Source organism: Herbaspirillum sp. Sphag64, assembly GCF_014192645.1.
In the GTDB taxonomy this organism is placed as follows: Bacteria; Pseudomonadota; Gammaproteobacteria; order Burkholderiales; family Burkholderiaceae_D; genus Herbaspirillum.
The window spans coordinates 152,129-176,063 of the sequence record NZ_JACHYE010000004.1 but is presented as its reverse complement, the minus strand read 5'-3'; the positions used below and the strand labels follow the sequence as shown (position 1 = coordinate 176,063).

The 23,935-nt window shown below is 52.1% G+C and carries 28 protein-coding genes and 1 tRNA gene; 6 read left to right on the top strand and 23 right to left on the bottom strand.

What is annotated here, in order from left to right; all coding sequences use genetic code 11:
• Window positions 1-434: 434 nt before the first annotated feature.
• Window positions 435-1,910, top strand: coding sequence for a DNA/RNA helicase domain-containing protein (locus tag FHW66_RS09475; RefSeq protein WP_183379532.1), 1,476 nt, complete (start codon window positions 435-437; stop codon window positions 1,908-1,910).
• 149 nt (window positions 1,911-2,059) lie between these two features.
• On the opposite strand, the gene FHW66_RS09470 is transcribed toward FHW66_RS09475, so the two are convergent.
• Window positions 2,060-2,482: a hypothetical protein gene (locus FHW66_RS09470; protein ID WP_183379531.1), complete on the bottom strand. Its 423-nt coding sequence runs from the start codon at window positions 2,480-2,482 to the stop codon at window positions 2,060-2,062.
• A gap of 274 nt (window positions 2,483-2,756) precedes the next feature.
• Between FHW66_RS09470 and FHW66_RS09465 the strand changes: the two genes are divergently transcribed.
• Both FHW66_RS09465 and FHW66_RS09460 read left to right on the top strand, forming a co-directional pair.
• On the top strand, window positions 2,757-3,236 hold the full coding sequence (locus FHW66_RS09465; RefSeq protein WP_183379530.1) for a LexA family transcriptional regulator: 480 nt from the start codon (window positions 2,757-2,759) through the stop codon (window positions 3,234-3,236).
• On the top strand, window positions 3,226-4,521 hold the full coding sequence (locus tag FHW66_RS09460) for a Y-family DNA polymerase (protein ID WP_183379529.1): 1,296 nt from the start codon (window positions 3,226-3,228) through the stop codon (window positions 4,519-4,521). Before FHW66_RS09465 ends, FHW66_RS09460 begins: the two co-directional genes overlap by 11 nt.
• 315 nt (window positions 4,522-4,836) lie before the next feature.
• Here FHW66_RS09460 and FHW66_RS09455 read toward each other — a convergent pair.
• From FHW66_RS09455 to petA, 6 genes are all read right to left on the bottom strand, one after another.
• Window positions 4,837-4,912: transfer RNA gene (locus FHW66_RS09455), tRNA-Thr, on the bottom strand.
• A gap of 26 nt (window positions 4,913-4,938) precedes the next feature.
• A complete protein-coding gene (locus tag FHW66_RS09450) occupies window positions 4,939-5,427 on the bottom strand; it encodes a ClpXP protease specificity-enhancing factor (RefSeq protein ID WP_183379528.1) in 489 nt (162 codons plus the stop codon).
• A 173-nt stretch (window positions 5,428-5,600) separates the two neighbouring features.
• On the bottom strand, window positions 5,601-6,212 hold the full coding sequence (locus FHW66_RS09445) for a glutathione S-transferase N-terminal domain-containing protein (RefSeq protein ID WP_183379527.1): 612 nt from the start codon (window positions 6,210-6,212) through the stop codon (window positions 5,601-5,603).
• A gap of 126 nt (window positions 6,213-6,338) precedes the next feature.
• Window positions 6,339-7,103, bottom strand: coding sequence for a cytochrome c1 (locus FHW66_RS09440; RefSeq protein ID WP_183379526.1), 765 nt, complete (start codon window positions 7,101-7,103; stop codon window positions 6,339-6,341).
• Window positions 7,104-7,124: 21 nt separating this feature from the next.
• Entirely contained in the window at window positions 7,125-8,573 is a 1,449-nt protein-coding gene (locus FHW66_RS09435; RefSeq protein ID WP_183379525.1) for a cytochrome bc complex cytochrome b subunit, read from the bottom strand.
• A gap of 2 nt (window positions 8,574-8,575) precedes the next feature.
• Complete coding sequence (gene petA / locus FHW66_RS09430) at window positions 8,576-9,184, bottom strand: ubiquinol-cytochrome c reductase iron-sulfur subunit (RefSeq protein WP_183379524.1); 609 nt, start codon at window positions 9,182-9,184, stop codon at window positions 8,576-8,578.
• A 285-nt stretch (window positions 9,185-9,469) separates the two neighbouring features.
• Between petA and mscL the strand changes: the two genes are divergently transcribed.
• Window positions 9,470-9,904: a large conductance mechanosensitive channel protein MscL gene (gene mscL, locus FHW66_RS09425; protein WP_183379523.1), complete on the top strand. Its 435-nt coding sequence runs from the start codon at window positions 9,470-9,472 to the stop codon at window positions 9,902-9,904.
• A 13-nt stretch (window positions 9,905-9,917) separates the two neighbouring features.
• On the opposite strand, the gene FHW66_RS09420 is transcribed toward mscL, so the two are convergent.
• Window positions 9,918-10,688 (bottom strand): Nif3-like dinuclear metal center hexameric protein, encoded by a 771-nt coding sequence (locus FHW66_RS09420; RefSeq protein ID WP_183379522.1) that lies wholly within the window; start codon window positions 10,686-10,688, stop codon window positions 9,918-9,920.
• 25 nt (window positions 10,689-10,713) lie between these two features.
• Here FHW66_RS09420 and FHW66_RS09415 point away from each other — a divergent pair, with 25 nt between their 5' ends.
• Window positions 10,714-11,886, top strand: a complete 1,173-nt coding sequence (locus tag FHW66_RS09415; protein WP_183379521.1) for a Do family serine endopeptidase — start codon at window positions 10,714-10,716, stop codon at window positions 11,884-11,886.
• Between the two features lie 58 nt (window positions 11,887-11,944).
• Window positions 11,945-12,631 (top strand): DUF2461 domain-containing protein, encoded by a 687-nt coding sequence (locus FHW66_RS09410; RefSeq protein WP_183379520.1) that lies wholly within the window; start codon window positions 11,945-11,947, stop codon window positions 12,629-12,631.
• A gap of 124 nt (window positions 12,632-12,755) precedes the next feature.
• On the opposite strand, the gene tatC is transcribed toward FHW66_RS09410, so the two are convergent.
• The 15 genes from tatC to murA all read right to left on the bottom strand — a co-directional run bounded on the left by tatC (window position 12,756) and on the right by murA (window position 23,923).
• A complete protein-coding gene (gene tatC, locus FHW66_RS09405; protein ID WP_183379519.1) occupies window positions 12,756-13,526 on the bottom strand; it encodes a twin-arginine translocase subunit TatC in 771 nt (256 codons plus the stop codon).
• A 42-nt stretch (window positions 13,527-13,568) separates the two neighbouring features.
• Window positions 13,569-14,063, bottom strand: coding sequence for a Sec-independent protein translocase protein TatB (tatB, locus tag FHW66_RS09400; protein ID WP_183379518.1), 495 nt, complete (start codon window positions 14,061-14,063; stop codon window positions 13,569-13,571).
• Between the two features lie 102 nt (window positions 14,064-14,165).
• Window positions 14,166-14,378, bottom strand: coding sequence for a Sec-independent protein translocase subunit TatA (gene tatA, locus FHW66_RS09395; RefSeq protein ID WP_183379649.1), 213 nt, complete (start codon window positions 14,376-14,378; stop codon window positions 14,166-14,168).
• Between the two features lie 68 nt (window positions 14,379-14,446).
• Window positions 14,447-14,827: a histidine triad nucleotide-binding protein gene (locus FHW66_RS09390; RefSeq protein ID WP_183379517.1), complete on the bottom strand. Its 381-nt coding sequence runs from the start codon at window positions 14,825-14,827 to the stop codon at window positions 14,447-14,449.
• Window positions 14,828-14,895: 68 nt separating this feature from the next.
• Window positions 14,896-15,237: a phosphoribosyl-ATP diphosphatase gene (locus FHW66_RS09385; protein ID WP_183379516.1), complete on the bottom strand. Its 342-nt coding sequence runs from the start codon at window positions 15,235-15,237 to the stop codon at window positions 14,896-14,898.
• A complete protein-coding gene (gene hisI, locus FHW66_RS09380) occupies window positions 15,234-15,686 on the bottom strand; it encodes a phosphoribosyl-AMP cyclohydrolase (RefSeq protein WP_183379515.1) in 453 nt (150 codons plus the stop codon). Before hisI ends, FHW66_RS09385 begins: the two co-directional genes overlap by 4 nt.
• Entirely contained in the window at window positions 15,683-16,447 is a 765-nt protein-coding gene (gene hisF, locus FHW66_RS09375) for an imidazole glycerol phosphate synthase subunit HisF (protein WP_183379514.1), read from the bottom strand. Before hisF ends, hisI begins: the two co-directional genes overlap by 4 nt.
• A gap of 2 nt (window positions 16,448-16,449) precedes the next feature.
• A complete protein-coding gene (hisA, locus tag FHW66_RS09370) occupies window positions 16,450-17,253 on the bottom strand; it encodes a 1-(5-phosphoribosyl)-5-[(5-phosphoribosylamino)methylideneamino]imidazole-4-carboxamide isomerase (protein WP_183379513.1) in 804 nt (267 codons plus the stop codon).
• Window positions 17,254-17,338: 85 nt separating this feature from the next.
• Window positions 17,339-17,977 (bottom strand): imidazole glycerol phosphate synthase subunit HisH, encoded by a 639-nt coding sequence (gene hisH, locus FHW66_RS09365; protein WP_183379512.1) that lies wholly within the window; start codon window positions 17,975-17,977, stop codon window positions 17,339-17,341.
• Window positions 17,978-18,037: 60 nt separating this feature from the next.
• Window positions 18,038-18,634 carry an imidazoleglycerol-phosphate dehydratase HisB gene (gene hisB / locus FHW66_RS09360; protein ID WP_183379511.1) on the bottom strand — a complete coding sequence of 199 codons (597 nt, stop codon included), beginning with the start codon at window positions 18,632-18,634 and terminating at the stop codon, window positions 18,038-18,040.
• A gap of 55 nt (window positions 18,635-18,689) precedes the next feature.
• Complete coding sequence (hisC, locus tag FHW66_RS09355; protein ID WP_183379510.1) at window positions 18,690-19,781, bottom strand: histidinol-phosphate transaminase; 1,092 nt, start codon at window positions 19,779-19,781, stop codon at window positions 18,690-18,692.
• Window positions 19,778-20,596: a site-specific DNA-methyltransferase gene (locus FHW66_RS09350; protein WP_183379509.1), complete on the bottom strand. Its 819-nt coding sequence runs from the start codon at window positions 20,594-20,596 to the stop codon at window positions 19,778-19,780. The genes hisC and FHW66_RS09350 overlap by 4 nt, the downstream gene beginning before the upstream one ends.
• A gap of 28 nt (window positions 20,597-20,624) precedes the next feature.
• Entirely contained in the window at window positions 20,625-21,938 is a 1,314-nt protein-coding gene (gene hisD, locus FHW66_RS09345; protein ID WP_183379508.1) for a histidinol dehydrogenase, read from the bottom strand.
• Between the two features lie 56 nt (window positions 21,939-21,994).
• Window positions 21,995-22,660: an ATP phosphoribosyltransferase gene (gene hisG / locus FHW66_RS09340; protein ID WP_183379507.1), complete on the bottom strand. Its 666-nt coding sequence runs from the start codon at window positions 22,658-22,660 to the stop codon at window positions 21,995-21,997.
• Between the two features lie 12 nt (window positions 22,661-22,672).
• Window positions 22,673-23,923, bottom strand: a complete 1,251-nt coding sequence (murA, locus tag FHW66_RS09335) for a UDP-N-acetylglucosamine 1-carboxyvinyltransferase (RefSeq protein WP_183379506.1) — start codon at window positions 23,921-23,923, stop codon at window positions 22,673-22,675.
• Between the last annotated feature and the right edge of the window lie 12 nt (window positions 23,924-23,935).

The following is a 23,935-nucleotide window of genomic DNA, read 5'->3' as shown; positions in this document are numbered from 1 at the left end:
CTTGAGAAATTTGGTAGGTATTCTCAAAACACTCGAATGTAGAATGACGATCTGATCGCATTCCGTAGGAAAAACGACGTTGGTATGCCGTCGGAAAAATTAATCTCAATTGACTGTGGTGGAGTTTGTCAGGGTTTCATCGGTGAAATTGGAGCAAGCGTTTGGGAACAAACATTCGCAGGTTAAGTTCAGGTGATTTAACTAAAACGCTTCACCTAGCTTGGGTTGATTCGAACACAAAACTATCAGCTTAGAACAAGAAATAATAAGACTGCCATCAGCTGCGGACTAGGGGTCATCGATAAAACTTTGTCCAGTTGTTTTCCTAATGAACAGATCCGGCGGACGCCTGATAGTGCGATTGATACTCAATGCACATTGAACCACTTGCTCATCCCCTAAAATGAATCAAACCACTAGTCAAACAGGCTGATATGTCGAAATTCGTAAATATAAAATCACTATTGCAAGCAAAAGATTCATTGTCGGATGAAAGTTTCAAAGGATTCTTAAAACACTATGGCATAGAAATCAGAGGCGCAGAAATTGAAGATCTAAGAGCTTTAGTCAAGGCCGTGAACGACATTGGTTGCCGCATAGGGGCACTAGACCGGTTTTATGTAAGTTACAAAATTCCTCAGATTGGGAAAGAATTTGACCTGTTGCGATTTGGTGAGAAAAGTATCCTAAACATAGAGCTCAAGCGCAAAAGTACAGATGAAAAAATTAAGACTCAATTAATACGCAATAAATATTACTTGAGCTTCATTGGTAGAAAAATTTATGCCTTCACCTACGTGTCGGAATCGCAAGATTTGTACTTCCTTCGGGATGATGATCAACTTGAAAAGACAAAAATTGAACATCTGCTGGAATTACTCTCCAACCAGGAAGTAGGCAACCCTGAGGCACCTGATGCATTGTTCAACCCGTCTGATTATCTAGTATCGCCTTTCAATTCCACAGAAAGATTCTTAACGGGGAAGTATTTTTTAACGAAGCAACAAGAAGAGATAAAGAATAAAATCGTCAATTCCTGGACGTCGTCCGAGAGAGCGATATTTATTTCAATCACAGGAAGTGCTGGTACGGGAAAGACTTTGCTGACATATGACATCGCGATGAATATGATGGGCTACAAGAAGAAACCGCTCATAATTCACTGTGGAATGTTAAATCCTGGTCACGCTGCGTTGGTGGAAAATGGCTGGGTGATTACCCCGATAAAAACTTACGGGAACCACGATTTTGCAAACCATAATTTGATTATTATCGACGAAGCTCAACGAATTTATCCCAGCCAACTTGATGCCATCATCGAAAAAGTAAAGCTAGAAAAATGCTGCTGCATCTTTTCTCACGACAAACTTCAAACGCTGGCACGCTTTGAGGAAGAAAGAGATATAAGTACGAAGATTGCTTTAATTGAATCAATCGCTGAATATAAATTGTCGGAGAAGATAAGAACAAACAAAGAAATAGCTGCATTCATAAAAATGCTCTTTAATAAAAATAAATCCGTGCCAATAATCAGTGACGGAAACATTGAAATAAATTATTTTAATGCTAACGATGATGCAAAAAAATATCTCGATGCACTGGATGAAAGTAAATGGGAAATATTGCGCTTCACTCCATCGCAGTACAACAAAGAACATCACGAACAATACTCGGAAAAAACCAATAGAACATCACACCAAGTAATCGGACAAGAATTTGATGGCGTAGTAGTAACGATTGATAGTTTTTTTTCCTATGCCGACAACGGCGATCTGATTTACAAAGGTAATGTCTACTACGCTCCAACTAAGATGCTTCTTCAAAATATCACGCGATCCAGAAAAAAACTGAATATTGTAATTATAGGAAATGAAGAGTTGCTAAATAGATGTATCACTATTCTGCAATAGCCTAGCCGCAGATACTTCTGCAAGATACCTTCCGCAGGTACGGCGAAGATTAAAGCGCGAGGAAAAAACATATGCAGCATTCACGCCGTAATGAATTGCATGCTTAATCCAGTCGTAAAATACGCCTGTTTGGGCCTGCTCAATGCTAACTAATCAGAAGACCACAGGCGAAATTTGAATGCCTCTGGGTCATCCTTTGGGCGGATACCAAGATCAGCTCTTATGGCTAAAATTAGTTGGTTTAAGCATCTGTCATGCTCACTTGGAGAAGTGTTTGTATTACTTTTTGATGTCGCCTCTTGAAACTGCCATAGGGCGGCTAAGACTGTTTGAGACGCTACTAACCCAACGGTATTGCATGCCTTTGCCCAGCGGAGATGATTTTCTGGGGGTAAGTTTTTTTTTCGAATAACCACCCCGTTCAATGCTTCTAAAAATTCGCGGTAATGTTCCAGTTTCTGCTTTTTCCAATCAGCTTCACGTTCTTTTCTTTTTGTCAGGAAAAAAGTTAGCCCCGCGACCGCAATTGATGCAGAAGCCGAGATTATCGAAACTAAAATTGCCGCATCCATTTTTCCCCTTATTGCTCTTTTTTCACGCTGTGACCCACTTTTTTACTGATAGTACCCGATCCTGCAAAGTTGTTAATAAACACTTTATAGGTTCGTTAAAATCAATACCGTCCGACCTGGCTCCTATGCCACGTCGGGCTTACTTTTGGCAGTGATGCAAATTTGAGTCAAAAAAAAGCTATTTAGCCTCCAGGCGCGGGTTGGGGGCAACTCCGCGCAAAGACCTAAGAGAGACTGATATACTGTTTTTATATACAGCATTATGAGTATCTTTATGGAAATTTTTCTTTCTTCAGCGCTTGCGCAGCTTGGCTGTGAGCAGTTCCCGATACCGGCTGCTCTCTTCTCCAATGCTGACACCCTGCCCCTGCACATCATCCATAAGATATCGGCAGGATTTCCCAGCCCAGCTGCTGATTACACAGCCGAACCGCTCGACCTGAACAAATACTTGATAGAACGTGCAGCAGCGACATTTCTGTTTACGGTAACCGGCGACAGCATGAACGGTGCCGGGATTTTTGATGGAGATAAGGTGGCGGTTGATCGCTCTCTTCCGCCGCGCCATGGCGATATCGTCATCGCCGTCGTGAATAACGAATTTACGATCAAATGGCTGTACACAGTCCGTGACGTGATCGAATTACGACCAGATAATCCAGCCTTTTCAACGATCACATTCAAGGATGGTGAAGAAATGCAAGTCTGGGGTGTCGTCGTCGGCGTCGTTCGCAAGGTGCTTCATGGGCGTTAACTCTGAGCCATTGTTTGCACTGGTTGACGTCAATAACTTCTACGTATCCTGCGAGCGTGCGTTTAATCCCCATCTCGAAGGAAAGCCTGTTGTCGTACTGTCCAATAACGATGGCTGTGCCGTCTCACGTTCCAATGAAGTCAAAGCCCTCGGTGTCAAAATGGCGGCCCCCTGGTTCATGCTGCAAGACCTCGCACAACAGCACGGCATCATCGCACTGTCTTCCAATTACACGCTCTACGCTGACATGAGCAATCGCGTGATGACGATCCTGCGAACCTACAGTCCACACGTCGAGGTTTATTCCATCGATGAAAGCTTTCTGGATCTGAGCGGCATGGCAAGCCAATGGCCAAACATGACACAAATGGGTCGGGCCATCAAAACGCAAATACAAAATTGGACGGCATTGCCCGTCTGCGTTGGTATTGCCAGCACAAAAACACTAGCCAAAATGGCCAATCACATCGCAAAAAAACAACCAGAGTTTGAAGGTATCTGTGACCTGTCGAGCATGAACCCAGCACGGATTGATAACATCCTCTCAGAGATTGATGTAGGCGAAATCTGGGGAATAGGAAGACGTATCAGCGAACGTCTGCATGCAATGGGTATTGCATCTGTCCAAGACCTGAGAGAAACCCCCTCAAAAGCCATGCGTGAACAATTCGGCGTAGTCGTCGAAAGAACCTGCAACGAATTACGCGGCATCTCCTGCATTGCGCTAGAAACGATGACTCCCCCACATCAGCAGATCATCTCATCCCGCTCATTCGGGCAACGTGTCAACACACTGCGCGAGTTAGAAGAAGCGGTCACCCTCTATGTCGCACGCGCGACAGAAAAGCTGAGAACACAACACGCCCAATGCGGTGCCTTGCATGTCTTTGTTCAGACGGATCGATTCAAAACAGACGAACCACAATACAACAACGGCCGCACCATCCAGCTACCAAGCCCCAGCGCCGATCTTCGTGTACTGAACAAAGCCGCCCTATGGGGCTTAAAAAAAATATTCACACCAGAATTACGCTACAAAAAAGCAGGTGTCATCCTGATGAACCTCGAGCCGCGCAAGGCAATGCAAGGGATTTTGTTTGAAAACGGTGTATCAAAACAAGACTCCCCTGCCTTAATGAACGCCATGGATGCGATAAACAAGCGCTACGGACGCGACACCTTACGCTTAGGGTCTAGTGTCGGTTTTGGACGATGGAAAGCCCGTTTCGACAATAAAACATTCCACTACACGACGGATTGGTCTGAGCTACCAAAAGCGTTTTAGTAAAAACAGTTGATACAGCTATTTTTAGCCGTGAACTTCACCGAAGCATGCTGCTGATATTTGTTTGATTGGCAATGGCGTGCAAATTTCGAACATCAAAACTTTACTAAAGGTCTGGTAGGAAGCATAACCGGAAAAGAGATAGTAAATATCTTCGTCGGCAACTCATCAAAATCCCCTCCAAATCACGAGACTTCCATACTGAATTATTCAGAATTTATCTCGGCATGCGCAGGAAAACCGCATCGAAAATTTTTCGAATTTTTAGACGTAAAAAAAGGCCCTCACAAACGGAGGGCCTTTTTTTAGTAATACTGGTGCTGGCTGCAGGACTTGAACCCGCCACCCCCTGATTACAAGTCAGGTGCTCTACCAGATGAGCTAAGCCAGCGAACTAACCAAGACCGCTACTATACACTATTTAATTCGAGTTAGTACAGGTCTTCCACCTTTTTTTGGCGGTTCCGGATCTTCTTCCGGCGAGGCATCTGATTCGGCATTTGTTTTTTCGCCCGTTGGCACTGATGTCAACCCGCCGGCAACACTGATTGGCGCGTCGGTCGGCTCTTGATTTTCTTCTGCGGAACCGGTGACAACAGGAACTTCAAAGGCCATGCCCTGACCGTTCTCGCGCGCATAAATCGCCACGACGTTATCGACCGGCACGGAAATGTCACGCGATACGCCGCCAAAACGGGCACTGAAATTAATGAAATCATTATCCATCTTGAGACCACTGGTGGCTTCAAAACTGATGTTGAGGACAATTTCGCCATTCTTGACGAATTGCATCGGCACACGCGTGCGCCCATCCACCAATACCGTGATGTACGGTGTGTAGCCGTTGTCTGTGCACCATTCATAGATGGCACGCAAAAGATAGGGTTTGGTAGACACTTCTTGCATGACTTGAACCAATCTGGAAAACCATTGCTAGCAGCAATTTGCCTCGACCAAGCGTCAGGCAAATCAGCAATGCAGCAATCTAAAAGGCATTCGCCGATTGTCCTCTCTCAGGAGCACAACCGGCGAACAGGATGACGCAAAAACGCAGTCAAGAACTGCAGGTGTTGCGTGAATTAACGACGCATGACCTTTTCGGATGGGGTCAGTGCTTCGATATATGCTGGACGCGAGAAGATACGTTCAGCGTACTTCATCAACGGCGCGGCTGTCTTGGACAGTTCGATACCATAGTGATCCAGACGCCACAGCAATGGCGCCAACGCCACGTCTAGCATCGAGAACTCGTCGCCGAGCATGTACTTGTTCTTGAGGAACAGCGGTGCCAGTGTGGTCAGACGATCGCGGATTTCATTGCGCGCCTTTTCATGAGACTTCTCCGCGGCCTTGCTCTTCTCGTTTTCCAGCGTATGCACGTGGATAAACAATTCCTTCTCGAAATTGAACAGCATCAGACGCGCACGGGCACGCATGAGAGGATCAGCCGGCATCAGCTGCGGGTGCGGGAAACGCTCATCAATATATTCGTTGATGATATTGGATTCGTACAGAACCAGGTCACGCTCGACCAGAATCGGTACTTGTCCATAAGGATTCATGACCGAAATATCTTCTGGTTTGTTGAATAGGTCAACGTCACGAATTTCAAAATCCATGCCCTTTTCAAACAGGACCAGACGGCAGCGTTGCGAAAATGGGCAGGTTGTGCCCGAGTAGAGAACCATCATTGTTGTAGTGCCTTAGAAACAAAGGGGGCGAGACGACAGCCGTCTCACCCCGATACGACCGTCCGCTAACTGCGCGGACACGAAACCTACTTTATCAAAAACCAAGTTGAAAACCCGGTTGGCGCCCTACCTCACCTCTTTCCAGAAGGAAGCATTCAAGCGCCACGCCAGTACCAGGAAGCCGCCAAGGAACAGCAACACCCAAACTCCCAGGCGTTTACGCGTATTTTGCGCGGGTTCACCCATCCATTGCAAGTAGCCAACCAAGTCTGCCACTGCATTATCGTACTCAACTTCGCTCATTTTGCCCGGTTTCAGCTGTTCAAAACCAGTAAATTTGTGTATCAGCTTGCCTTCTTCGTGTGGATCTTTCTCATCAGCAAATTTTGCAGCGCGAATACCTTGCAGTTCCCACAACACATGCGGCATGCCAACATTCGGGAAAACCAGGTTGTTCCAGCCGGTCGGGCGGCTGTCATCCTTATAATAACTGCGCAGATAGGTATAGAGCCAGTCCGGACCAGAACCGGCTTCGGATGCCTTGGCCCGGGCAATCACGGACAAATCTGGCGGCACCGCACCAAACCAGGCCTTGGCATCCTGCGGCAGCATGCTGGTTTTCATGAGATCACCAACTTTTTCGCCGGTGAACAACAGATTATCCTTGATTTGCTGTTCCGTTAAACCAATATCACGCAGCCGGTTATAGCGCATGGATGATGCCGAATGGCAATTCAGACAATAGTTGACGAATAGCTTGGCACCGTTTTGCAGTGCAGAAATATCGGTCGTGCGATCCGGTGCCTTGTCCAGAACTAGTCCCCCCTCACTGGCCAATGCGACCGCCGGAAGCAGCACAAGTGTTGCAATGAATCTTTTGAGCAATGTCATTTTTATCCTCTTGGCTGGCTCTTAGTGCGGATGATAAGTAACACGATCAGGCACGGGCTTGAATTTTCCTGCCCCACTCCACCACGGCATCAACAAGAAGAATCCGAGATAGATGAACGCACAGATCTGACTCACGGTCTGAGCGATGTCGGTGAGCAGAATCTGTTCTCCTACACGTAGGCTACCCCATACACCAGGAGGCTTGACGCCCAGATAACCAAGCACCAGGAAGGAAATGCCAAAAAGGATGTAGATATACTTGTGCCAGCTCGGACGATAGCGGATTGACTTCACCTGGGAATGATCCAGCCATGGCAGGCCACCCAGAATCACAACCGATAATCCCATCAATACCACGCCCCAAAACTTGGCATCGAACTTCAGCATACCCACGATAATAGCCAGACCAATAATCACCGCAGCGATCTTGAAGACGCCACTACGACGCGACTTCACCAGTAGCAAGGCAACATAGGCGGCAACTGCGGCAATCAGGTAACTCATGAAGGCCGACGTCGTGGCGCGCAAAATCGAGTAGAACGGCGTGAAATACCAGACTGGGGCAATGTGCGGCGGCGTCTTCAGCGAATCGGCAGGAATGAAGTTGTTGTACTCCAGGAAGTAACCACCCATCTCCGGAGCGAAAAACACCACTGCACTGAATACCAGCAGGAATACCGACACCGCCATGATGTCGTGCACCGTGTAGTAAGGATGGAAGGGGATGCCATCGAGCGGAATACCGTTGGCGTCGGTCTTTTCCTTGATCTCGATGCCGTCGGGATTGTTGGAGCCAACTTCGTGCAGCGCAACGATGTGTGCCACCACCAGACCGATCAGGATCAAAGGAATCGCGATCACGTGGAAGGAAAAGAAACGGTTCAACGTGGCGTCTGAGACCACATAGTCACCGCGAATCCACAACGACAGATCTGGCCCGATGAAGGGAATTGCGCCAAACAGGTTGACGATGACTTGTGCGCCCCAGTAAGACATCTGCCCCCATGGCAGCAGATAGCCCATGAACGCCTCGCCCATCAGGCACAGGAAAATGGCGACACCGAACAGCCACACCAGCTCACGCGGCTTGCGGTAAGAGCCATACAGCAGCCCACGCACCATATGCAGATAGACCACGATGAAGAAGGCCGAGGCGCCGGTTGAGTGCATGTAACGCACCAGCCATCCCCAGGGGACATCACGCATGATGTATTCGACCGAAGCGAAAGCCAGCGTGGCATCGGGCTTGTAGTGCATCACCAGGAAGATCCCGGTGACAATCTGGATCACCAGCACCAGCAATGCCAACGAACCAAATGCATACCAGAAGTTGAAATTCTTGGGCGCGTAATACTCGGTGATATGCGCCTTCAACGTCGAGGTCAGCGGGAAACGCGCATCAATCCAATTGAGTGCCTTGGCAGAAGCTGGTGCATCCGCGGGCAATTCCTTTTCGTGAAATGCAGCCATGCTTATGCCTCCCCTTTCTCATCTTTGCCGATCACCAGTTTGGTGTCGCCCTCAAACATGTAGCGCGGCACCTGCAAGTTATCAGGGGATGGCTTGTTTTTGTAGACCCGTCCGGCCAGATCGAAGGTCGATCCGTGACACGGACAGAGGAAACCGCCCTGCCAGTCATCCGGTAAGGACGGTTGCGCACCGGGCTGAAATTTGGAACTGGGAGAACAGCCGAGATGCGGGCAGATCCCCACAACCACGAGCAAATCCGGTTTAATGGAGCGCCATTCATTGAGCGCATATTCCGGCGTGGTCGAAAATTCGGTACGTTCGGACTTCGGATCGGCAACCTGGGCATCGACTTTCTTCAGCGAAGCCACCATCTCTGGCGTACGCTTGAGAATCCAGACGGGCTTGCCGCGCCATTCCACTGTCCGCATTTCCCCTGGTGTGAGGGTAGAAATATCGACTTCAACCGGTGCCCCTGCAGCTTTCGCCCGTTCCGACGGTTGAAACGTGGAAACAAACGCCCCCGCTGTAGCAAGTCCGGCAACACCACCTGCCGCGCAAGTCGCGACAAGCAAGCCACGTCGATTGGAATCGACCTGTTTTTCGTTACTCATACCAACCCCAAATTAGTGAAAAGACGAAAACTGCGAGACTTTTACAGCGGCCGCTGATTATAGCGAGGCGTAAAGGTCAATTAAAGCGACTTACAGTAACTTCATTCGTGAATAAAACTACCGACGGCATGCTTACCCACCCTGCTGCACTGCAGAAAATCTGGTTTTGTCTCAATTAATTCTTTGAATCCTGCAATCTGGAAAAAAATTGCAGCTAATTTACTTTTTTATCGGAGCACGATATAACCGTGCGCAAGGTTTTGCAACAATTTCGAGGAGAAAAATATGGGCATGATGCAAGAATTCCGCGCTTTCGCACTCAAGGGCAATGTAGTCGACCTCGCTGTCGGTGTCATTATTGGCGGTGCATTTGGAAAAATTGTCGAATCTTTGGTACAAGATATCATTATGCCGCTGGTCGGCAGGATTGTCGGCGGACTGGATTTTGCCAACTACTATCTACCACTGAACGGACAGGATTCACATCTGACGCTGGTCGAAGCGAAGAAGGCCGGCGCTGTTTTTGCCTATGGTAATTTCCTGACCATCCTGATCAACTTCCTGATTCTGGCCTTTATCATCTTCCAGATGGTGCGCGCTATCAACAAGGCGCGTGATCTGGCGCTGCGCGCCAAGACCGAAGAAACACCCGCAGCACCGACGGTAACACCGGAAGACGTCTTATTGCTGCGCGAAATCCGTGATGCCCTGAAAAAGTAAGGCTGTTATAGGCTTATACCGGATTATCAATATCGATGAAGTGGTGTTCGATCCCGAAACGCTCGACCAATTGTGCCGCCAGCGCCTGCACGCCGTAACGTTCGGTCGCGTGATGCCCGGCAGCGATGTAGGCGACCCCTGCCTCGCGGGCCAGATGCACGGTAGGCTCTGAAATCTCGCCGCTGATGTAGACTGATGCACCTGCGGCAATGGCGTCTCCTAGCATACCCTGGGCAGCACCAGTACACCACGCCACTTGCCTTAGCGGGACATTGCCGTCACCAATGAGCAATGGCGTGCGTCCGAGACGCTGCGCGATCGCCTGTGCCAGATCTGCTACCGTCTGCATACCAGTTGATGTCGAGACATGACCAAGCCAGCCCAACTGCTCATCGCCGAAACGGCTGCTACCTTCGAGTCCGATAATACGGGCCAGTTGCGCGTTGTTACCCAGCGTCAGATGTGCATCCAGAGGCAAATGGTAGGCAAACAGGTTGATATCGTTCGCCAGCAGGGTCTTGAGACGTTTGTGTTTCATGCCGATGACGCGAGCATCCTCACCGCGCCAGAAGTAACCGTGATGTACCAGCACTGCATCAGCCTTCAAATCGACTGCTGCATCGAGCAATGCCTGGCTGGCGGTGACGCCACTGACAATCAAGCCAATCTCGCTGCGCCCTTCCACCTGTAGCCCATTTGGGCAATAATCGCGGTATTGTGCGACATTAAGTGTTTGTGCCAGATAAGCGGCCAGTTCATCCCTTGTAGTCGTGCGCAGGGTCATCTTTTATCCTCATCTTTCATTCAATATGCGACGTTTTTGGCTGTTATTTGCACAAACCGTAACGGTCGGCTTGGCGATCTGGTTCATTGTAGCGACCTTGAAGCCCGATTGGGTCACTGGCATCTTCGGTGCGCGTGTACGCCCTGCGGTCTCTTCCGTGCAAATGCAGGAGGTTACGCCGGGTGTGCCTGCACCTAACTCCTACCGCGATGCGGCACGTCAGGCGATGCCCTCGGTAGTCAACATCTTCACCACGACCGAGGCGCGACCGCAAAAAAGCCCTTTCATGGACGATCCGTTTTTCAAGAAATTCTTCGGTGATCAGCAAGACGACCAGCAACAGGACGATAAACAGTCCAGCCTGGGCTCAGGTGTCATCGTCAGCCCACAGGGTTACATCCTGACTAACAATCACGTGGTTGAGGCTGCTGATGAAATTGAAGTTGCGCTTACGGACGGCCGCAAGGCATCGGCCAAGGTCGTCGGTGCAGACCCGGAAACCGACCTCGCAGTGATCAAAATCGATCTGCCCAATCTGCCTGCCATTACCCTGGCGCATGCTGAGCAGGCAACCGTCGGCGACGTGGTACTGGCCATCGGCAATCCGTTTGGAGTCGGTCAGACCGTGACCATGGGTATCATTTCTGCGCTTGGCCGAAATCACCTTGGCATCAATACGTTTGAAAACTTCATTCAGACCGATGCGGCAATCAACCCTGGTAACTCGGGTGGCGCGCTAGTGGACACCAATGGCAATCTTCTGGGCATCAATACAGCAATCTATTCACGCACGGGTGGCAATCTGGGCATTGGCTTTGCGATTCCGGTATCCACCGCAAAGACCGTGATGGAGGAAATCATCGGTCATGGTCAAGTGGTCCGGGGCTGGATTGGCGTCGAACCTCAGGACATTACGCCCGAACTGGCGGAAAGCTTTGGGCTCACAAAAAAAACCGGAGCCATCATTGCAGGCGTACTAAAAGGAGGTCCAGCAGACCGCGCGGGGATGAAACCTGGTGACATTTTAATCAGCGTGGAAGGCAAACCGGTCGCGGATACAACCGAGATGCTCAATCTGATTGCCCAACTGACTCCGGGACAAAAGGCAAAAATGAATGTCCTGCGCAAAGCTCAGGAGACCTCGCTGGAAATCGTCGTTGGCAAACGTCCGCCGCCAAAACCCGAGGAAAATCAGTAAAGAGCTGCGTTATTGCTACCATGCCAGACTGAGATATCGATCAAAATCTACACACATTATGCATATTCGTGACCTGACCCAATTCCTTGCGGAGCTTTCCGAAAATAACAATCGCGCGTGGTTTGTGATGAACAAACCACGCTATGACATCCTGCGCGCCGAATTTCTGGAACTGGTGATCACATTGATCGCTGACATCAGCAAATTTGATCCAGCCATTGCGGATTGTAATCCAAAGAAGGCGCTATTTCGGATCAACCGCGACATGCGCTTCTCGCATGACAAAAGTCCCTACAAGACGCACTTTTCGGCGGCCATTACCTCTAGCGGTCTGAAAAAGCCAAGCCAGGGCGGTGGCCCTTCCTACTATTTCCATATCGATGCAGCAGGTCAGTTATTGGTAGCTGGGGGCGAGTATCTGCCACCTTCTGATCGCTTGAAGGCGATCCGCCAACAGGTGATCGCGGATGCGGCTGGCTTCAGCAAGGTCATCAAGAGCAAGTCCATCAAGGATGGTTTTGGTGGCTTGCAGGAAGAAGGCAAGCTCACACGTCCGCCCAAGGGGTTCGATGCCGACAGTGCGCATATCGAATATATCAAGCTCAAGAGCTTCATCGTGTGGCAAGAAACCAGCATCAAGAAAAAGATCCCCACTGACCTCGGCAAAGAACTGGTGAGTAGCTTTAAGGATGCCTTTCCTTTGGTGAAGTGGCTACGTGAAGTGCCATTGGTCATTTCTGAATAGCCACGTTGCAGGCTGATCTGACGACAAAGTCTGACAATAAATAAAAAGGCCACGTGGCGATGCTCACGTGGCCTTTTTACTAGGATTGATTGCGCATCGACACACCCTGATGCACACTCACGACTCAGGATTCGCTAGTCGCCTCATCTTGTGGCGCACGTGTCGCACGCTCAAAGATTGGCGCCACAAAGAGACCGATTTCATACAGCAGGCAAAGCGGCACTGCCAGCATCAACTGGCTCATCAGATCAGGCGGTGTAACAACGGCGGCGATCACAAAGGCGCCAACGACCGCATAGGGCCGAATCTGCTTGAGCTTGGCCAGCGGCACCAATCCCATGCGCACTAGCACGATCACGACAATGGGTACCTCGAAGGTCAGGCCGAAGGCGAGAAACATGGTCAATACAAAATCGACGTAGCTATCAATATCTGGCGCGACGGAGACTGACTTTGGCGCAAAGTGATTGATGAAGGGGAAGACCGCGCCAAACACAAAGAAATAGCAGAACGCGACGCCAATGATAAATAACAGTGACGAAGAAATGACCAGCGGCGCGATCAGCCGCTTTTCATGTGCATAGAGACCCGGTGCCACGAAAGCCCACATTTGGTACAACACCCACGGCAAGGCAATAATCAGCGCCAGTAGCAGCGTGACCTTGATGGGAATCATGAACGGCGTTATGACGCCGGTCGCGATCATTTTGCTGCCAGCTGGCAGCGCATGAATCATGGGGTAGGCCAGAATATCAAAAATATTGGCGGCCCAGGGCAACAGACACACGAAGACAATCAGTATCGCTGCGGATGCCTTGATGATACGACTGCGCAGTTCGATCAGGTGCGAGATGAAGGTTTCTTCAGCACCTGCAGTATTTTGTTCTTCGGCCATGGAATGACTACGGGAGAGAAATGACAAGCGCTGCCATCTGGATTAGAAAAAACCGCCGGGTTTACCTGTGCCGCCAGAACGGAATTTTGCCACGCGAGCAGCAGCGGAAATAACCCGACTACGTGCTCCGTGCTGATTTTTGTACCAGGCAGGTAATGCAGAGTTGCGCGCCAATTTCTTTTGACGAAAGCGCCTGGCCTTCAACGCCACCGCTTCAGGGCTTGGTGTACTGCGCCAGTTGTGATCGCTATCGCTACCCTGCCACGTACCATTGATGCCCTCCTGGGTGTCAGAGAGGCCTCCGGCGATACTGTTTTCTACCTCGTGAGCGGCGTCCTGCATATCAGTCTGCATCTTGCGCAACTCGTCCAGCTCAATCTCACGCGTGACTTCAGTCTTGACATCATTGATGTAGCGTTGTGCACGACCAAACAACGTCCCCGCCATACGCGCCACCTTCGGCAAGCGCTCTGGCCCGATCACGACCAGCGCGACCACACCGATTAACGCCAATTTCGAAAGGCCAATATCTATCATTGAACAGGAGACTCTTGCGGTGGAGAAACAGACAACATCATAGGCTGCGACGCTTGCTTGCACGCGTCGCACATAAGAGAACTGACAATACCTGGCATTGGATCAGTTGCCAGACTTTTCCTTGTCCTTGGCTGGCGCATCAATCGTGGTCTGTTCCTTGGCAGCAGGCTTTTCTTCCTCGCCCTTCATTCCATCTTTAAATCCCTTGATGGCTTTGCCCAGATCAGAGCCGACGTTACCGAGCTTCTTGGTGCCAAACACCAGCATGACAACGACCAAGACAACTATCCAGTGAATCGGACCCCATGCACCCATCATCTTCTCCTAGCGAAACTTGAATCTTGAACGGCCACACCACTTGTGTAGCATAGGCCATGAATATATCACTGCTGCACAAACTTCACACGCCACGGGTGGGGGCCACCAATGACATGCATATGCAGGTGATAGACCTCTTGACCACCATCTGGTCCGGTATTGAATAGGGTTTTGAACCCCCCGCGCTTTTCACCGTCGGCATCAGCCTGGTAGCCACAGCCTAGTTGCTCGGCCAGACGCGGCGCCAGCAACGCCATCTTGCCCAGCAACGCGGCATGTTGATCGCCACAGTCTGCCAGCGTAGCAACATGCTGCTTGGGCACAATCAGAAAATGGACCGGTGCAGCGGGATTGATGTCGTGAAAAGCAATCACGTCATCATCTTCATAGATGGTCTTGGACGGGATCTGCTTGGCGGCAATTTTGCAAAAAATACAATTGTCCATACGATTTTCCTGATGAATGGCAATAAGTACTGACGGCGTTTCAGAGATGCGCTGCGGCGGCTATCTGCTCAGGAGTCCTTGCGACTGGCTTTTTCTTCCAGTCCAGAAAGACCTTCACGGCGCGCAAGTTCGTTGAGCACATCTTGTGGCTGGAGATCAAACTGGGCCAGCAGTACCATCGAGTGGAACCACAGATCGGCGCATTCGTAGAGCACCTTGGAGGCATCACCGCTGACGCGCGCATCTTTGGCCGCCATGATGGTTTCAGCAGCTTCTTCGCCGATTTTCTTGAGAATGGCGTCATCGCCCTTGGAAAACAGGCGGGCAACATACGACTTCTCCGGATCACCACCATTGACCAACTTACGGGAGTCGATCACCTCGGCGAGGCGACGCAATGTTTCGCTCATAGTGGCGCCTTGGGAGTGACTTTACGGGTACGTTTGGGCTTTTCCTTCTCGGGCGCGGCGTCCAGATCCTTCAATACCGGTTCGACAGTCTGCCATTCACCTGTTTCGGCATTACCTTCGAATTTTTGGAAGAAACAGGAATGTCGGCCAGTATGACAGGCTATACCCGCGACCTGCTCAACCTTGAGCAAGACTACATCCTCGTCGCAGTCCAGACGCACTTCGTGGACTTTCTGGAAGTGACCAGACTCCTCGCCCTTGTGCCATAGCTTCTTGCGCGAACGACTCCAGTAGACTGCTTCGCCGCTTTCAACCGTTTTGGCCAGCGCCTCGCGATTCATCCAGGCAAACATCAGTACGTCATTGGTCCCGACCTCTTGGGCAATCACAGGCACCAGACCGACTTCGTCCCACTTTACCTTGTTCAACCATTTCGCACTGATGCTCATGCCAACCTCATTGGAATATCTTGCGCAGCCATGAACCGCTTGGCTTCCTGGACCGTATGTTGTCCATAGTGGAAGATGCTCGCAGCCAGTACGGCGTCAGCTTTACCCTGCTTGATGCCATCGGCCAGATCCTTCAGGCCGCCTACACCGCCGGAAGCGATTACAGGGATCGACACGGCCTCGGAGACAGCCCGGGTCAGTGCCAAATCAAAACCACTGCGTGTGCCGTCGCGATCCATACTGGTCAGCAGGATTTCTCCTGCGCCCAGTTGCGCCATCTTGCGCGCCCACTCAATCGCGTCCAGTCCGGTCGCATTGCGACCACCGTGGGTGAAGACTTCCCACTTACCTTCGCCGGTACGTTTGGCATCAATGGCAACTACAATACATTGCGAGCCGTATTTGCTGGCGGCATCGGCCACCAGTTGCGGATTGGTTACAGCGGAGGTATTGATACCAACCTTGTCAGCGCCGGCATTGAGCAGTCGACGCACATCCTCCACCGCACGTACGCCACCACCGACGGTCAGCGGAATGAACACCTGCGAGGCGACTGCTTCGATGATGTCGAGGATCAGACCTCGGCCATCGGAGGACGCTGTAATGTCCAGAAAAGTGATTTCATCCGCGCCCTGCTCATCATAACGGCGGGCGATCTCAACGGGATCCCCGGCGTCACGCAGTTCGACGAAATTGACGCCTTTGACGACGCGTCCAGCCGTCACGTCGAGACAGGGAATAATGCGTTTTGCGAGTGTCATGATCAGGTGCCGTCTGTCCCTTCGGAAGGCAGCGACAAGTTGGTTTCAGTCAGTTCGTCAGCGCGCAGCTGAGCCGAATTCAGGTCCAGTGTGCCTTCGTAGATGGAACGGCCACAGATAACGGCTTCAATACCCTCATCCTGCACATCGCACAAGGCTTCCACATCCTTGATGCTATGTACGCCGCCGGAGGCAATGATCGGAATCGATACCGCTTGCGCCAGGCGCACGGTGGCTTCGATGTTGACGCCACCCATCATGCCGTCACGACCGATATCCGTGTAGACGATGGCTTCACAGCCGTACCCTTCGAATTTCTGGGCGAGGTCGACCACTTCGTGACCGGACAATTTGCTCCAGCCATCGGTGGCGACCTTGCCGTCCTTGGCATCGAGACCGACGATGATCTGACCGGGGAAGGCACTGCAGGCATCATGGAGAAAACCGGGATTCTTGACTGCTGCGGTGCCGATGATAATGTAGGACAATCCACCGTCGAGATAACGCTCAATGGTGTCCAGATCGCGAATGCCGCCACCCAGTTGGACCGGGATTTCATCAACATCATTTTCAGCGGCAAAGTCGCGCACTGCCTTGATGATGGATTTGACTGCGGCTTCGTTCTTGGGCTTGCCGGCAAAGGCGCCGTTGAGGTCAACCAGATGCAGACGACGTGCACCCTGCGCCAGCCAATGACGCGCCATCTCGGCGGGGTCCTGGGAAAATACGGTGGCTTGGTCCATATCGCCTTGCTTCAGGCGAACGCAGTGACCGTCTTTCAGGTCGATGGCAGGTATCAGCAGCATGGCTACAGTTATGACAATGTAAAAAGAAATAAAAAATCAGAAAAAGTCACGCGAGAAGATCGCGACTTGCCGGGTAGACAAATATTCAGGGTTTCCAGTGTACGAAATTCCGATACAGCTGCAAACCCGCAGATGCACTTTTTTCCGGATGGAATTGTGTTGCAAAAATATTATCGCGCGCCACGGCACAGGCAAATGCTTGCCCGTAGACCGTTTCGCCTATCGTATGCGCGGTATTTTGTGGTTGTGCGTAGTAGCTATGCACGAAATAGAAGTAGGCTTGATCATCGATGCCATCCCAGAGCGCATGCGGAACATTCTGACGGACACGATTCCAACCCATTTGCGGCACCTTGAAGCGTGAGCCGTCTTCTTGTGTCAGACCATCAAGCTGGAAGCGCACCACCTTGCCGGGCAGCAATCCCAGACCTGGCGTATCGCCTTCTTCGCTCCAGTCAAACAGCATCTGCTCGCCAACGCAGACACCAAACAATGGCTTGTTGCGGGCGGCAGTCAAGACCGCTTCCTGCAGACCTGATTCGCGCAGGCAGCGCATGCAGTCTGGCATGGCGCCCTGCCCTGGCAGGACGATACGATCCGCCGCATTAATATCGGCAATCTTACCGGAAATCCGGACATCTGCTTCCGGCGCAACATGGCGCAGAGCTTGTGCGACCGAGCGCAGGTTGCCCATTCCATAATCCACTACAACAATTTTATTCATATAGAGAAATGCAAAAGCACGGGAAGTGCAAATGGCGCAGTCAGTGACTACGCCCGCCGATCACAGACTGCCCTTGGTGGAAGGAATTGTTCCTGCCGCACGTTGGTCGAGTTCGATGGCCATGCGCAGCGCACGACCAAAAGCCTTGAATACGGTTTCGCATTGATGGTGCGCATTGATGCCGCGCAAATTGTCGATATGCAGCGTGACCTGCGCATGATTGACAAAGCCATGAAAGAATTCGCTGGTCAGATCGACGTCAAAACCGCCAATCATCGAGCGGGTAAACGGGATGTGATATTCCAGACCGGGACGACCAGAAAAATCAATCACCACACGTGACAACGCTTCATCAAGCGGTACATAGGCGTGGCCGTAGCGGCGGATGCCTTTCTTGTCGCCGATCGCCTTGGCGAAAGCTTGTCCCAGCGTGATGCCGACATCTTCCACCGTATGATGCGCGTCGATATGCAAATCACCCTTGGCCTCGATATCGAGGTCAATCAAACCGTGTCGTGCGATCTGATCGAGCATGTGATCGAGAAACGGCACGCCGGTATCGAGCTTCTGGAGGCCAGTACCGTCGAGGTTGATGGCGACGCGAATTTGCGTCTCATTGGTGTTGCGTACGACTTCTGCAGTTCGTGGAGTTGACATGATCAGGGTAAAACAGACATTTCTAAAATGATTGCTGGCAGCGTATTGATCTTGCTCACTTGGCAGTGCGCAGAATCGCCTCTTTCAACGCTGCCAGGAATGCGGCATTTTCTTCAGCGGTACTGACATTGACGCGCAAGCAATTGTGCAGCAATGGATGCATTTTACCGGCATTTTTGACTAATACCTTACGTTGCAGCAGTTCGGAGAATACTTTATCCGTATTTGCCAGCCGAATCAGCAGAAAATTGGCGGCCGAGGGAAATACTTCCACGCCATGCAGCGCTGCCAAGGCGTCGCTGAGCGCGGTGCGCGCAGCGCGCAGTTGCGCTGCCTGAAGCTCCAGCACATGACTGTGATCGAGCAAAAACTCGGCAGCGGCCTGGGTCAGCACATTGATGTTGTAGGGGGGGCGCACTTTGTCGAATTCCTGCAACAAAGCAGCGTTGGCCGCCATATAACCAAGACGGATGCCTGCCAGCCCAAGCTTGGAGACTGTACGCATAACCACCAGATTGTTGAACTCTGGCAAGCGCGGCATGAAGCTATGCTGCGCGAACGGCTGATACGCCTCATCTACCACCACGATACCTGTGTCGCCGACGGCACGCAGAACGGCCTCAATGTCGGATTCCCGATACAGCGTGCCGGTCGGATTATTGGGATAAGCGAGATAGGTAATCGCCGGTTTGTGCAGCGCAATCGCATCCAGTAAAGCATCAATATCGAGCGTAAAGTCTGGATGTAACGGTACACCGACATACTCCAGCCCGGCCAGCCTTGCCGATATCTGGTACATCACGAAACCAGGTTCCGGCGCCAATACCTTGGCCCCAGGTTGCGCACAAGCCACTGACAAAATCGAGATCAACTCATCCGAGCCGTTACCCAGCATGACATCAAAGCCGGATGGCACACCCAGATGGCAGCAGATCTGCTGCTTGAGATGCTGGTACGACGGAATCGGATAACGATTGAGAGCAACCTCCGACAGCCGCTGCGCCAGTTGCTGACGCAGATCCTGCGGCAGTTCGTAGGGATTTTCCATCGCGTCGAGCTTGAGCAGGCCAGTCGCATCCGGGACTGCATAGGCGGTTTGAGCGCGCACGTCGGCGCGAATGATGCGTTCAACCAGAGACTTGCTCATGGGAGTTCCGATTCGAGGGTTGTTGGTGTTGTGCCGGCGACGTCTGCTGACGTTGTCGGCACCGCATTCAGATCTCCCACGCGCTGTTCGATCAATGCGCAATAGGCCGGATTCAATTCAAAGCCAACGAAGTGGCGACCACAGCGGCGTGCGGCAACGGCTGTCGTACCACTGCCCATGAACGGATCAAGGACTACCCCACCCTCGGGGCAGGATGCTTTGATCATGCGTTCGATGATTTCCAGCGGTTTCTGGGTCGGATGATCAGCGCGTTCCTTGTGCTCACGATGCAGTCGCGACACGCTCCAGACATCTTTGGGGTTGTAACCCAACTCCAGCCATTTGGCGCCGACGAAGATCGAGCGTGAGCGTGCCTTTTTGGTCTGAGCGTCGTAGGGAATCCGAATCGCATCGAGATCGAAGTAATAATCCTTGGCGGCCACAAAGAATCCGACAGTGTCATGTACCGAGGAATACTTGCGCGTGGTCCCGCCCATGGAAGGCACACGGCGATCCCAGATAATCTCATTGATCATGGTCATGCGCTGTTTGAGCATGACAAATATTTCCGGTGAATAACGCCAGGTCAGAAAAATGTAGAGGCTGCCGTTGGGCTTGAGTTTAGGCAGTGCCGCGGTAATCCATTGCTCGGTCCAGCGCAAATAGGCTTCGGTATCGAGCTTGTCGGAGTCATTCCCGTAATCCTTACCTAGACCATAAGGCGGATCGGCAATGAGCAAATCCACCTGCCCATCAGGAATACGCGCCAGCCCTTGCAGCGCATCTTCACAGAAAATGCGGTCTCGCCAACTCATGGCCGGACGGGCTTGCGCACAGCCGTCATCATTTCAGGCGCAGTTCAGCCGAGCGGGCATGCGCCTGCAAGCCTTCACCATAGGCCAGTTCGGCGGCAATCTTGCCAAGCGTTTGCGCACCTGCCTGACTGACATTGATCACACTGGAACGCTTCTGGAAATCATACACACCCAACGGCGAAGAGAATCGCGCAGTGCGTGAAGTCGGCAATACGTGGTTCGGACCGGCACAGTAATCACCGAGGGACTCGGATGAAAAGCGCCCAAGGAACATGGCTCCTGCGTGGCGAATCTGATCCGCCCACTGCTGTGGCTGCTCGGCGGAAATTTCCAGATGCTCGGCAGCAATCATGTTGGCGATGGCACAGGCTTGCGACATATCACGCACCTTGACCAGCGCCCCACGATTGGTCAACGAGGTACGAATCACCTCCTTGCGTGGCATCGTATCAAGCAACTGGTTGATACTGGCTTCGACCTTGGCGAGGTAATCAGCATCAGGACACAGCAGGATCGACTGCGCCAGCTCATCGTGCTCAGCTTGCGAGAACAGATCCATGGCGATCCAGTCAGGGTCGGTACTGCCGTCGCAAATGACCAGAATTTCGGATGGCCCGGCAATCATGTCGATGCCAACCACACCGAACACCCGGCGCTTGGCAGCAGCGACATAGGCGTTGCCGGGACCAACAATCTTGTCGACCGCAGGAATCGTCGCCGTTCCGTAAGCCAGCGCACCGACCGCTTGTGCACCACCGATGGTGAAGACGCGGTCAACGCCGGCGATTGCGGCTGCCGCCAACACCAATTCGTTCTTCACACCGTCCGGAGTGGGGACGACCATAATGACTTCCTGCACCCCTGCCACCTTGGCAGGAATCGCATTCATCAGCACCGAGGAGGGATAGGCAGCCTTGCCACCAGGAACATAAATGCCAACCCGGTCGAGCGGCGTGACTTTTTGCCCCAGCACCGTACCGTCAGCTTCGGTATAGAGAAAGCCATCGGAACCACATTCCTGCTTTTGCCGCTCATGATAGGCACGCACGCGATCCGCGGCAGTCTGCAAGGCAGCACGCCGGGTCGCAGGCAAATCATCCAGTGCCCGCTCCAACTCGGCCTTGCCAATTTCCAGAGCGGCAACATTGGTGACATGGAGTCGATCAAACCGCGTGGTGTACTCTAGTACCGCGACATCACCACGCACCTTGACGTCGGCCAGAATACTGGCCGCGGCGCGGTCAATCGCTTCGTCTTCGCTGGCTTCAAATGCCAGCACAGCAGAGAGCTTTTGCTCAAAGCCAGCTTCAGCAGAATCGAGTTTGCGGATATTGATGCTCATGATAATGTGGCCTTGATTCGAATGTGTGTCCAAACTTCTGGTTGCCATTGCAACGATCAGGCAGCGGCCTGGGAGGCCTTTTCAAATGCGGCCAGAATCGGTTGCAGGCGCTCGCGCTTGAGTTTCAGTGCTGCCTGATTAACAACGAGGCGCGAGGAAATATCAATGATGTGCTCGACCTCGACCAACTTGTTGGCGCGCAAGGTGCCACCAGTACTGACCAGGTCAACAATGGCGTCAGCTAGACCAACCAGCGGGCCCAACTCCATCGATCCATACAATTTGATCAGATCAACGTGGACGCCCTTGGAAGCAAAATGCTCGCGCGCGGTCTTCACGTATTTTGTCACCACCCGCAAACGCGCACCCTGGCGAACGGCGTTGGCGTAGTCAAAACCATCCTGTACCGCGACCGACAGCCGGCACTTGGCAATATTCAGGTCAATCGGCTGGTACAGCCCTTCGCCGCCATGCTCCAGCAGCACGTCCTTACCAGCGACACCAAAATCTGCCGCGCCGTATTGCACGTAGGTCGGCACATCCGAGGCGCGCACAATAATGACGCGCACAGCGGGATCATTAGTCGGCAGGATGAGTTTGCGCGACGTTTCAGGATCTTCGGTAACGATAATGCCTGCGGCCTGCAACAGCGGCAGCGTTTCTTCGAAGATGCGTCCCTTGGACAGTGCCAGCGTTAGTTGCTGGGGAGCTTGTTCAGTCATTTTCAACACCAGTTATTTAACGCGCTCAATCTGGGCGCCAACCGACGACAGCTTGGCTTCCATGCGGTCGTAACCGCGATCCAGATGGTAAATGCGCTCGATCAGCGTTTCGCCTTGTGCTGCCAGACCAGCGATCACCAGCGAGGCCGATGCCCGCAAGTCAGTTGCCATCACCGGCGCACCGACAAATTTTTCGACGCCTTTGACAATCGCGGTATTGCCTTCGATATCGATAGCAGCACCGAGACGGTTGAGTTCCTGCACATGCATGAAGCGATTTTCAAAGATGGTCTCGGTCACATGGCTGGTACCCTCAGCGATGCAGTTGAGCGCCATGAACTGCGCCTGCATATCGGTCGGGAAGCCCGGATATTCCGTTGTACGGAAGCTCACCGCCTTGGGACGACGCGCCATCTGGACGCGGATCCAATCCTCGCCTGAAGTCAGAATCGCACCCGCTTCACGTAGCTTGTCCAACGCAGCGTCGAGGAAATTACTACGCGTGTTCTTGAGCGTGACATCACCACCCACGGCTGCCACCGCGCACAGGAAAGTCCCGGTTTCGATACGATCAGCGATGACATGATGGGTGGCGCCATGCAGCTTGGCCACGCCCTGAATCACCAGACGGTCAGTGCCTATTCCTTCAATCTTTGCGCCCATGGCGACCAGCAGATGTGCCAGATCACTGACCTCTGGTTCACGCGCAGCATTTTCCAACACGGTTTCACCATCTGCCAGCACGGCGGCCATCAGCAGATTTTCGGTACCGGTGACAGTAATCATGTCAGTCACGATACGCGCACCCTTGAGGCGCTTGGCCTTGGCATAGATATAACCGGCATCGATCGTGATTTCAGCGCCCATGGCCTGCAATCCCTTGATGTGCTGATCGACCGGACGCGAACCGATGGCGCAACCGCCAGGCAAGGACACCTTGGCTTCACCGAAACGTGCCAGCAACGGCCCCAGTACCAGAATCGAGGCGCGCATGGTCTTGACCAGCTCATACGGTGCTTCAAGCTTGGTGATGTCGTTACCATTGAGCGTGACCTGATGACCATCCTGCTCGACACGCAGCCCCATCTGACGCATCAGTTTGAGAATGGTGGTGACATCCTGCAGATTCGGAATGTTCGACAGATGCAGATTATCGGCGGTCAGCAGACCGGCGCACAGAATCGGCAGGGCTGCGTTCTTCGCACCCGAGATGGTAACGTCACCAGAGAGGCGATTTCCGCCGCGAATTAAAAGCTTATCCATAGAAAATAGTGG

What these genes read in the sequence shown, in the direction of transcription:
- FHW66_RS09475 (WP_183379532.1), top strand. Translation starts at nt 435, where the DNA reads ATGTCGAAATTCGTAAATATAAAATCACTATTGCAAGCAAAAGATTCA.
- FHW66_RS09470 (WP_183379531.1), bottom strand. Translation starts at nt 2,482, where the DNA reads ATGGATGCGGCAATTTTAGTTTCGATAATCTCGGCTTCTGCATCAATT.
- FHW66_RS09465 (WP_183379530.1), top strand. Translation starts at nt 2,757, where the DNA reads ATGGAAATTTTTCTTTCTTCAGCGCTTGCGCAGCTTGGCTGTGAGCAG.
- FHW66_RS09460 (WP_183379529.1), top strand. Translation starts at nt 3,226, where the DNA reads ATGGGCGTTAACTCTGAGCCATTGTTTGCACTGGTTGACGTCAATAAC.
- FHW66_RS09450 (WP_183379528.1), bottom strand. Translation starts at nt 5,427, where the DNA reads ATGCAAGAAGTGTCTACCAAACCCTATCTTTTGCGTGCCATCTATGAA.
- FHW66_RS09445 (WP_183379527.1), bottom strand. Translation starts at nt 6,212, where the DNA reads ATGATGGTTCTCTACTCGGGCACAACCTGCCCATTTTCGCAACGCTGC.
- FHW66_RS09440 (WP_183379526.1), bottom strand. Translation starts at nt 7,103, where the DNA reads ATGACATTGCTCAAAAGATTCATTGCAACACTTGTGCTGCTTCCGGCG.
- FHW66_RS09435 (WP_183379525.1), bottom strand. Translation starts at nt 8,573, where the DNA reads ATGGCTGCATTTCACGAAAAGGAATTGCCCGCGGATGCACCAGCTTCT.
- petA (WP_183379524.1), bottom strand. Translation starts at nt 9,184, where the DNA reads ATGAGTAACGAAAAACAGGTCGATTCCAATCGACGTGGCTTGCTTGTC.
- mscL (WP_183379523.1), top strand. Translation starts at nt 9,470, where the DNA reads ATGGGCATGATGCAAGAATTCCGCGCTTTCGCACTCAAGGGCAATGTA.
- FHW66_RS09420 (WP_183379522.1), bottom strand. Translation starts at nt 10,688, where the DNA reads ATGACCCTGCGCACGACTACAAGGGATGAACTGGCCGCTTATCTGGCA.
- FHW66_RS09415 (WP_183379521.1), top strand. Translation starts at nt 10,714, where the DNA reads ATGCGACGTTTTTGGCTGTTATTTGCACAAACCGTAACGGTCGGCTTG.
- FHW66_RS09410 (WP_183379520.1), top strand. Translation starts at nt 11,945, where the DNA reads ATGCATATTCGTGACCTGACCCAATTCCTTGCGGAGCTTTCCGAAAAT.
- tatC (WP_183379519.1), bottom strand. Translation starts at nt 13,526, where the DNA reads ATGGCCGAAGAACAAAATACTGCAGGTGCTGAAGAAACCTTCATCTCG.
- tatB (WP_183379518.1), bottom strand. Translation starts at nt 14,063, where the DNA reads ATGATAGATATTGGCCTTTCGAAATTGGCGTTAATCGGTGTGGTCGCG.
- tatA (WP_183379649.1), bottom strand. Translation starts at nt 14,378, where the DNA reads ATGGGTGCATGGGGTCCGATTCACTGGATAGTTGTCTTGGTCGTTGTC.
- FHW66_RS09390 (WP_183379517.1), bottom strand. Translation starts at nt 14,827, where the DNA reads ATGGACAATTGTATTTTTTGCAAAATTGCCGCCAAGCAGATCCCGTCC.
- FHW66_RS09385 (WP_183379516.1), bottom strand. Translation starts at nt 15,237, where the DNA reads ATGAGCGAAACATTGCGTCGCCTCGCCGAGGTGATCGACTCCCGTAAG.
- hisI (WP_183379515.1), bottom strand. Translation starts at nt 15,686, where the DNA reads ATGAGCATCAGTGCGAAATGGTTGAACAAGGTAAAGTGGGACGAAGTC.
- hisF (WP_183379514.1), bottom strand. Translation starts at nt 16,447, where the DNA reads ATGACACTCGCAAAACGCATTATTCCCTGTCTCGACGTGACGGCTGGA.
- hisA (WP_183379513.1), bottom strand. Translation starts at nt 17,253, where the DNA reads ATGCTGCTGATACCTGCCATCGACCTGAAAGACGGTCACTGCGTTCGC.
- hisH (WP_183379512.1), bottom strand. Translation starts at nt 17,977, where the DNA reads ATGAATAAAATTGTTGTAGTGGATTATGGAATGGGCAACCTGCGCTCG.
- hisB (WP_183379511.1), bottom strand. Translation starts at nt 18,634, where the DNA reads ATGTCAACTCCACGAACTGCAGAAGTCGTACGCAACACCAATGAGACG.
- hisC (WP_183379510.1), bottom strand. Translation starts at nt 19,781, where the DNA reads ATGAGCAAGTCTCTGGTTGAACGCATCATTCGCGCCGACGTGCGCGCT.
- FHW66_RS09350 (WP_183379509.1), bottom strand. Translation starts at nt 20,596, where the DNA reads ATGAGTTGGCGAGACCGCATTTTCTGTGAAGATGCGCTGCAAGGGCTG.
- hisD (WP_183379508.1), bottom strand. Translation starts at nt 21,938, where the DNA reads ATGAGCATCAATATCCGCAAACTCGATTCTGCTGAAGCTGGCTTTGAG.
- hisG (WP_183379507.1), bottom strand. Translation starts at nt 22,660, where the DNA reads ATGACTGAACAAGCTCCCCAGCAACTAACGCTGGCACTGTCCAAGGGA.
- murA (WP_183379506.1), bottom strand. Translation starts at nt 23,923, where the DNA reads ATGGATAAGCTTTTAATTCGCGGCGGAAATCGCCTCTCTGGTGACGTT.